The sequence below is a fragment of the Lentilactobacillus sp. TOM.63 genome (assembly GCF_030361045.1).
In the GTDB taxonomy this organism is placed as follows: domain Bacteria; phylum Bacillota; class Bacilli; order Lactobacillales; family Lactobacillaceae; genus Lentilactobacillus; species Lentilactobacillus dabitei.
This window is the reverse complement of record NZ_JAUCAP010000109.1, coordinates 1-6,253: the sequence shown is the minus strand read 5'-3', so window position 1 is coordinate 6,253 and position 6,253 is coordinate 1. Positions and strand designations below refer to the sequence as shown.

Genomic DNA, 6,253 nt, shown 5'->3' with positions numbered 1-6,253 from the left:
AAACAAAAAGAGCCCTAATCACAAAGTGATTAGAACTCGAATTTAGTTTCACCAACAACAGTTGACGAAGAGCCTTTAAAATTAGCCCCGGTCAAAAACTGATAAAAGTCAGCTTCTAACTGGGGCTGTTTGCATCATAGGTAACAGCTTGCGAGCACCTATGCCTTAGATCTTCATCAACCTGAATTATTTTACTAAGATTTTAATTCCTAAATACAAGTTATAAATAAACATTGCGATATCCACAATGATGACTAGCCCCACCAGGACAATGAATAGGATTGCGATAGATCGGGTTTGATCGCCCACCGTAATTGCCATAATGCCCACCAGCATAAATGTGAGTGTTGATAATACGACTGGAATCAAATGCAATAAAAAGGCGTGCTTTGCCGTTTCATGCATGTTTTGGTTATCCTTACTGATCAACCAGACAATGAATGGAAAGATGAACGGGGCGAAGACGATCGACAAATATGATAATGCATTAACAACTTTGTTTTCTGACATGTCAATTCCTCTCGTTTATTTTGAATACGACTTGTAAACTGGCGCTCTGAAAAGGTCAACGTAGGAACCCATTGCCGAGTAGTCTCTCAGTACGGTGAGCCGTTGATCATTAATGGTCCGATGAGTGATTCCCCAGCCTCTGTCGCTCTGATAACCGTGCTGAGCGTAGGCGTTAAACGTGTAACGACTGCTGCCTTGGATTTTGGCGACTGCTAATTTTTTATAACCTTTCCAAGTGCTTTTAAAGAGGGTATGGGACTTTCCTTTATAAGATTGGGTAACTGAGTATTGATTGATATGGGTGACACACATTTTGCCATCAACGTATGAATACCAGTTCCCACGCCAACTTGAAGGGGTGTAGTTATGGATCTTCCCAACTTTGTAGTAAGTATCTGCGGCTTGGGCTGAGATAGGTGACGCTTGGATACTGGTAGCGGCAAGTGCGACGCCGGCTAAAATGGTTAAAGCGAGCTTAATGAGTTTTTTCAAGGTGAGTGCTCCTAACAGAAAAATTCGAAAGGGTAATTAGAATCAGTGATCAGATTTGAGCTTAGATAACTTTAAAAACTATAACGTTAAACGGGCTAAATTGTCAAATTGAGTTGCTTATTGGTAAGACTTCCAAATAAAAGAATTTCAAAAAATGATTGACAGTCGGTGTTAGTTGGGTGTTTAATGGCCTTGATCAAATAATTTAATCTGTGGTCTGGGGTGCTGGATAAGTCCGGCTGAGAAATACCCATGGAACCTGAATCAGTTAGTACTGACGTAGGAAGACCAATTAGTCAATTTGTGACGATTTTTGCATGGCTAAGGACCGCTCTTTTTGTAGAGGAGGTCCTTTTTTTAATGGAAAGATAAAGTAAGCTGAAGAATCGGTTTGGTTGGTACGTTAGAATTTAGAATAGTGAAACGAGGCGGATATTTGATGAACATTCGATCACCACACTGGGACGTTAGACAGATTATTACGGTGACTTTGATTGGGATTGTCTGTGGGGCAATTTATTTTTACGGCGTTGACACCTTGTACAATGTGACCAAAATTGCGCTGACCCCAACTGGGTTAAGCCCATTTGTCGATGGCTTGTATTCTGGTTTATGGTACATCTCTGCACCTTTGTGTCTTTATTTTGTTCCAACGGTCGGCGCCGGAATTATTGGCGAAACACTTGCTGCGGTTGTTGAAATGTTCTTTGGTGCTCAATGGGGCATTATGACTGTTGTCGTCGGCTTTTTGCAAGGTGTCGGCAATGAACTTGGCTTTTTCCCGCATGGCTATCAGAAGTTTTCGTGGACAAGCTGCTTGTTGGGGGCTTTTGGCGCTAACCTACTAGGCTTTGGCTACAGCTTCCTCACTTCTGGATATAGTCATTATGGGACTGGGATGATTATTGCACTGTTTATGATTTCGACGGTTTCAAGCCTGGTATTTGATGGTGTTTTGGTGAAATTGATTACCCTTAATTTTGATCGGGTATTTGATAAGCTGCAACTCAACAATGTCAGTAAATTAAGCAAATAACGGAGGAAAAGGATGAAATTTACAACGCAGTTACGACAAGAAAACAATTCAGTTTGGCAACAAATTTTTGATTGTCCATTCATCACGGGTTTGACAGATGGTACCTTGGCCCCAGAAGCATTTCGTTATTACTTTATTCAGGATAATAAATATTGTGTCGCTTTTTATGACCTTCATCAAAAAATTGCGGCTAAAATGACGAATCGAGCCCACGCTGATTCGTTAGCCCACTTAGTTGATGTTTGTAACGAGATTAGCGAGCACAGCCCAATTTATGATGAATTGAACTTGACACAAACAGAAATCGATTCGGTGCCGGTTGCGCCAACGGCATATGCTTATATTACTAACATGAATTATCAATTTGAACAGCAAGGTATTGATGCTGGAGAGGCCAGCTTGGTTCCCTGTTATTGGACCTATACAGAGATGTTTCGTAAAATTGCTGAAAAAGGATTTAATACTAAGCCAGTCTACAAAGATTTTATTGATTTTTGTGCATCGGAAGAATTTGGCTCGGTTAATCAGCAAATGCTCAATTTAACTGATGATCTGGCAGAGAATACGGACGATAAGGGCCGCGAGAAAATGCGGCTGGCATTTCAATACAGTAGCGAATACGAATTGCAATATTGGAATATGTGCGTGATCCATGAGCAATGGTTACTGGATCAAGAACAAGAAAAAGTTGCTCGGCCATTGAGATAATGATTTAAACTCGCGAGACTGGGATAAAAAGCGATTTGCCCTTAAATAGCGAAGATCAGCCATTTATCGCAAAATTGATCAATAAATATATCAATGGTCAGCTAAATGACATTTATAAACAAGCTGCTGACTAATACCTTGGCCCTGCTATATATACGCGCTTAAGCGGGGTTAGGCTAAACATCAGCTTGGTTAATCATTTCCCTTTTTGGCTTCAGGATCCTTACTACGACGCATTTTATCTTGACCTTCAATCGACTTTTTATACATCTTGTCGTTGACATATGGGTAGGTCCATTTAACCATTGCACTCATAATGATTGGCAAGGTGATAACTAAGATGACCAGTCCCACGATAACGGTCATTGCGACTTGAATCAGGGTAAGCACGTTGGAAGGAATCAATGCGGCAAATGTGCCGCCTAGAATGATGGCAGCTGAGATAACCACTGTTCCGATGATAGTTGCGGCATTCGTAATCCGCATTCGGACGTCAGTTATTGCGCTGGCATCACCCCTATAACGCATCATCAGGAAAATACTGTAATCCACTCCTAAAGCAACTAACATGATGAAGCTAAAGAATGGTGTATTCCAGGTAAGCATATTTTGGAAAAGAAGGTAGCCAGATAACCAGCGCGTGATCTGCAAGGCACCAAAGTAGGTCACAATCAATGTGCCGATAATCGTCAATGCCTGAACGAGTGAGCGGGTGACAAACATCAACGCAATTCCAATTCCAACCAGCATGATGACAACTGTTCTCAGGAAGTCCCCATTAGCGGTCTTTTGTAAGTCAGCTGTTTGAGAACTTTGACCACCAATTGCAACTTTGGCTTTGTTTAAGGATGAACCCTTCAACTTGGCGTTCACATCGCGCGTAATGGTTTTAATCCGGTTAGCGGACTTAGTGGTGCTTGGATCACTGTTTAGAATAAAGGTGATGTGGGTAATTTTACGATCCTTGGACATAAAGGCATCAAGTGATGGTGTGAAGGATGGGCTCTTAACACTTGCCTTTGGCATATAGAAGGTGTTGCCCAGATAGGACTTTTGCATTTCCTTTAGATAATCATTAACAGTATTGGTACCGCTGCTAACTTTGGATAAGCCGGCATTGGCAGAAGAAAGGCCTTGTTGGAGCTGTTGCATTTGAGTTTGGAGAGCTTTCATCTTTGAACTCAGAGTTTGAACGCCAGTATTGACTTCTGAACTGCCACTGGCAATGTTTTGAGCTCCAGAGACGAGTGATGAGCTGTTCTGCTGAAGTTGACTTGCACCACTGTGGAGTTGGCTTAAACCGCTTGAAAATGGCGTGACTTGTGAATGCAGGCGGCTAATGCCCGATGACAGTCGACTGGAACCAGAGGCCAAACGACTAACCCGACTTCGAAGAGCCTTCAAACGGGCGGTCTTAGATTGTAATTGTTGGATGCCTGAGTTGAGCGTCTGACTGCCGGACGATAGTTGACCGACACCAGAAGATAATGAAGAAGCGCCTTGACTAAGCGATTGAGAGCCGCTTGCCAAGCTGTTAACACCAGACGTATAAGCTGATAGGCTGTTACTCAACTGCTGGGCACCTGATTGAAGCTTGCTGGCACCATCAGCCAATTTCTCAACCTGGGCGATGCTGGCAGAAGTGTCCGAACTAGCAAGTTTCTTGTTGGCACTGTCCAATCCTTTTTGAACCTTTTTGATTCCGTAATTGGCTTGATCCAAACCATCAGTTAAAGTTTTCAACTGACTCTTCAGATAAAGTTGATCAATCTTAGTTCCACCTGGTCTCGTCACTGAGGTAACAGATTTAACGCCGGATTCCGAGTTCAAGTATCCGGTTAATTGATCGATTTCGGCCAAATACTGCTGGGTATTGAGTGGTTTCTTATTTTCGATGTAAAGCGTAGATGGTCCAGAGGTTCCGGCAGGGTAGTGTTCTTGAATGAGATTATAGCCTGCCTTGGATTGAACGCTGTTCGGCAATTCGTCTGCATTATTGAAATTCAATTTTTGAGATCCCATGAATAATAGCGGGATAGCTGCGATGATTAAGATGCCGACCATCACAAACGTGTGGGAAATTGTAAATTTGGATAGAAAATGCCAAACGACGCTGCGGTCATGGGCGGCCAGATTTTTACTTGGCCAGAATAACTTTTCACCCAAGGTTGCCATGAAGAACATGTTGAGGGTGAGCAGAACCATTAATAGGACCGCAACCCCGACGGCAACCCCGACACCAGAACGATAGAATGAGAATTTTGCCAGAGCCAGGGCAGTAAATCCGATTAACACTGAAGAACCACTATAGAGAATGGTTCTACCAGCATGGCGTTGAGCAGTTTTGGCAGCCGCGACTGCCGTTTGCCCTTGTTTAATCTGTTCTTTAAACCTGTCATACAGCAGGATATTATAGTCAGTCCCAATTCCAAAGAGAACCACGACTAAGAAGACTTGGGTAAAGTTGGAAATTGGGAAGCCATAGCGCTGTGCCAGGTTCATGACAATACTGAGAGAAATCAGGTAGGATACCGCAACGGTCAATAGTGAAATGATTGGGATGAGCAATGACCTAAAGACGATGATTAAGACAATAAAAATAAAAATTGCGGCAATAATTTCGGTCTTTTGAAGTCCTTTTTCGGTTGTTGCCGAGAAGTCTTCATTTAAGACATCACTACCGGTAACGTAGGTTCGCATCCCGGGTGTCTTAATTTTGTTGAGGACTTCATTGGTCTGACCTCTAACCTTGTACTTGCTGGGAACGGTGATCATGACCATTTCGGTAGTGCCATCGTTTGAAACCAGCTGCTTTTTGGCTGCTTCATTGTCACCGGCACTCGTAACACTCACGATATGTAGACTGGTATCACTGCGAATGGCTCGAACGGAGTCGCCGATCTGCAATGACTGTTCGTCCGTGATTTTACCGTGCTTATTATTAAAGACCGCGATTAAAGTTCGGACATTCTTGCCGCCTTCAGATTTTTTCTGAATTTTTTGGGCAACCTCGCTTTGGACGGTTGCTGGTAGGCGGACGCTTCCCTTATCACGGACCAACTGGGAAATGTTTGGCAGGGTAAATGCCGCAATTAATACCAGTCCAATCCAGATGATGAGAGATAGCAGGTGCTTTTCTCTGAAATTACGCATCAATTCTCTTCCTTCCATAAAACAAACTATTGTGTAACCTGATTTAAATTTGAGCACTTACAAAAACATGACAAAAAGGGTGATAATCACCGTGATTGACGAGCATCGATTACAATCTTAAAGTTAAGTGAAATCAATAATTGCAGTTACTGCTTCTTTTAAAGCCAAATAGATACATACTACATTTTAACATGATTTTGGCCGTTTCAAACCTGCCAAATCAGAGAAAACGAAAAATAGTTCTTACCCCGAATTGTCAAACAAGGCAGATTGGCTTAAACGTAAGCACTAAATAACTGGACGTCTACTTCGTAGACGTCTTTTTGAGTACCATAGAATTATTAATTAAGTATG

5 protein-coding genes and 1 riboswitch are annotated in these 6,253 nt (G+C 42.4%); of the genes, 2 read left to right on the top strand and 3 right to left on the bottom strand.

Features of this window, described 5'->3' with window-relative positions:
• Nucleotides 1-186: 186 nt before the first annotated feature.
• Together QUF07_RS13015 and QUF07_RS13010 are read right to left on the bottom strand one after the other, a co-directional pair.
• Complete coding sequence (locus tag QUF07_RS13015; RefSeq protein ID WP_217162590.1) at nt 187-510, bottom strand: magnetosome magnetite crystal formation protein family; 324 nt, start codon at nt 508-510, stop codon at nt 187-189.
• Nucleotides 511-525: 15 nt separating this feature from the next.
• Entirely contained in the window at nt 526-1,002 is a 477-nt protein-coding gene (locus tag QUF07_RS13010; RefSeq protein WP_217162591.1) for a hypothetical protein, read from the bottom strand.
• A 208-nt stretch (nt 1,003-1,210) separates the two neighbouring features.
• Nucleotides 1,211-1,305: riboswitch (TPP riboswitch) on the top strand.
• A 136-nt stretch (nt 1,306-1,441) separates the two neighbouring features.
• Here QUF07_RS13010 and QUF07_RS13005 point away from each other — a divergent pair.
• Together QUF07_RS13005 and QUF07_RS13000 are read left to right on the top strand one after the other, a co-directional pair.
• The gene (locus QUF07_RS13005) at nt 1,442-2,038 is read left to right on the top strand and encodes an ECF transporter S component (RefSeq protein ID WP_217162592.1); all 597 of its coding nucleotides are present in this window, start codon (nt 1,442-1,444) and stop codon (nt 2,036-2,038) included.
• 12 nt (nt 2,039-2,050) lie between these two features.
• Nucleotides 2,051-2,746 (top strand): TenA family protein, encoded by a 696-nt coding sequence (locus QUF07_RS13000; RefSeq protein WP_289427816.1) that lies wholly within the window; start codon nt 2,051-2,053, stop codon nt 2,744-2,746.
• Between the two features lie 192 nt (nt 2,747-2,938).
• Here the strand turns inward: QUF07_RS13000 and QUF07_RS12995 are convergent, their stop codons facing one another.
• On the bottom strand, nt 2,939-5,899 hold the full coding sequence (locus QUF07_RS12995) for an MMPL family transporter (RefSeq protein WP_289427815.1): 2,961 nt from the start codon (nt 5,897-5,899) through the stop codon (nt 2,939-2,941).
• Nucleotides 5,900-6,253: the final 354 nt, after the last annotated feature.

Coding starts and splice junctions, on each gene's coding strand:
- QUF07_RS13015 (WP_217162590.1), bottom strand. CDS start 510: ATGTCAGAAAACAAAGTTGTTAATGCATTATCATATTTGTCGATCGTC.
- QUF07_RS13005 (WP_217162592.1), top strand. CDS start 1,442: ATGAACATTCGATCACCACACTGGGACGTTAGACAGATTATTACGGTG.
- QUF07_RS13000 (WP_289427816.1), top strand. CDS start 2,051: ATGAAATTTACAACGCAGTTACGACAAGAAAACAATTCAGTTTGGCAA.
- QUF07_RS12995 (WP_289427815.1), bottom strand. CDS start 5,899: ATGCGTAATTTCAGAGAAAAGCACCTGCTATCTCTCATCATCTGGATT.